Here is a 2,101-nt window from a genome sequence, read left to right as displayed (position 1 = left end):
AACCCACATTCCGCAGATGTGACCTAGATTATTGGGATTTTTGAAAAATTTCAGCCAGGAAAATTTTATCTACCTAATTTTCTGGTTGAGTTTAACTTTATTTGCCAAAAAATAGAACATATTAAGTAACTTCATTTTACGAGGTTTTAAAATATATTCTCTCTCTATATTGAATTAGTAATTTCGGGTAAAATAAACATGACAATTACAGCTAAGAATATTTACATCCTCGCTAAAAATTTCTATTTACTAATTTTACCCTTGAACTATCTACATCTTTTTGTTCAAATAAACCACATCAAATAATTAGATAATATTTACTACAACTCTTTCCTAAATACCTGACAATCTTTTCACGTTCCTCTGTAAAATTGCTCATTTGTTTTTGTCCATTTATGACTACCAAATGTACAGCTTGAAACATCTGAAATACCCACCTCATTGTCGGTTTATTTGTGATTTTATTGACTTGATTTCTAATCCCGTCATCGAATTTAGCTAATTCTTGCCTTAACTTTCTTTGTGCAAGATTATAGACTAACAAACACAATCCCATAATCATTGCTATTGCTTCTACTCTTTCAGGAGTTTTGACAAATACGCTGGATGTAAAAAACAAGGGGTCTTTCAAAAATCTAAATCCTCTTTCGTTAGATTGTTGGGATTTATATTCTTCTAATACTTGCTCATCACTCAATTCATTTTTATCTAAGATATTTGTTGCTAATATAAATCTCCCTGCTTTAATTTTTTCAGTTTCTATTACTTCTTCTCTCGTTTCTATTTGACTTTTAACTTGATATTTTATTTGACTTGGTTCGGTCAATTTACTTGGTCTACCTGCTGTTTTATATTCAGATTTTTTTAAATACTCAATTTCTTTTATTTGGTGATATTTCCAGGATTTTGATAGCTTTTCTATTGCTACTTTTGCGTCTGCTTGACAAGCAAATTCTTGCCTGGATAGTTGACTGAGTGCGGCTTTTGCTTTTGATTCTTGTTTTTTGACTTGTTTTTCTACCTGTTGGATACTTGATTTTTTTCTTAATTCACTTTCGACGATTATCCATCTTTGTTTTATGTCTGCATATTCTGATTCTTTGGCTGCTATTTTATAGCCTGATATTTGACTATCTTTCCATTCTGATTCTTTTATATCTACGATTTTATTTTTTGCTTCCTTGATACTTAGTGGTACTCTTGTTATCCATTTCAATTCTCTCATTGCTGCTAAGTTTTCTGCTGTATATAAGGCACTATCTGCTACACTTATGCCCTCAAATGTCCATTGTTTTTTAAATTCTTTTAATCTTTCTACGAATACACTTTTATCATCTACGTTTCCTGAGTCTACTTTTAAATATAATGGGATATCTCCATCTCCTGTTACTATCATATCTATGATAAATTGTTTGAGGTCTGGTCTTTTATCTCTTGAGTATCCATGAACTATTTCTATTCCTTTCATCTCTGGTTCTCTTTCTATTTTATTCTCTCCTGTTTCTTGCTTTGTTTCATCTCTTTCTTCGCTTTCTTTTTTGTACTCTCCTTCTACACTCATTGAAGTCCCATCTAAATGAATACTATCCATTTCTACTTGGAATTTATGGGCTGCTTTTATGGCTACTGCTGTAAATATTTTTGTTGTTCCTATTTGATGATATTTGTCTAGTTCTCTTCCTAGTTTGTCATCGTTTAAATGTGATGGTAATACTCCTTCTCCTATTAAATGTTCTGTTGGTTTTCCTACAAAAAATTCCTCAAATAGATATAATGGGGCGCTTAAAAAGCCCAATCCATTTAAGATCATTGCTTTTATTACTTGTCCTGGGTTGAGGGTTTCTTTTGTTTTTATTCCAACTATTTTATTCACTTCTTCTACTAATTCCATCTCGTCTATTATTCCCGCTACTATTCCTAAATGGTCTATATTTAGGATTTCCATGGCTTTTTTTGACTCTTTCATGGTTTCCCCCCTCTCTATTTGATTACACTATTTTAACAAATAAAAGCCTGAAATCTTTGCTCGGCAATCTTTTCAGGCTTTACTTTCTCTAAATTTTTAATTCCTAAATTTGCTTTAGTATCTGCGGAATGTGGG

1 protein-coding gene is annotated in these 2,101 nt (G+C 31.6%); it reads right to left on the bottom strand.

The genetic code is table 11. The features are described 5' to 3' along the window. Positions 1 to 298 precede the first annotated feature (298 nt). A complete protein-coding gene (locus tag FJR37_RS26160) occupies positions 299 to 1,966 on the bottom strand; it encodes an IS1634 family transposase (RefSeq protein WP_168467521.1) in 1,668 nt (555 codons plus the stop codon). Positions 1,967 to 2,101: the final 135 nt, after the last annotated feature.

Source organism: Aphanizomenon sp. UHCC 0183 (genome assembly GCF_009712065.1).
Classification (GTDB): Bacteria; Cyanobacteriota; Cyanobacteriia; order Cyanobacteriales; family Nostocaceae; genus Dolichospermum; species Dolichospermum heterosporum.
Note: the sequence above shows the minus strand (reverse complement) of the source record. Positions and strands in the feature narration are given on the sequence as shown.

Bases quoted from the DNA above. Each gene is read 5' to 3' on its own strand.
- FJR37_RS26160 (WP_168467521.1), bottom strand. From the start codon at position 1,966: ATGAAAGAGTCAAAAAAAGCCATGGAAATCCTAAATATAGACCATTTA.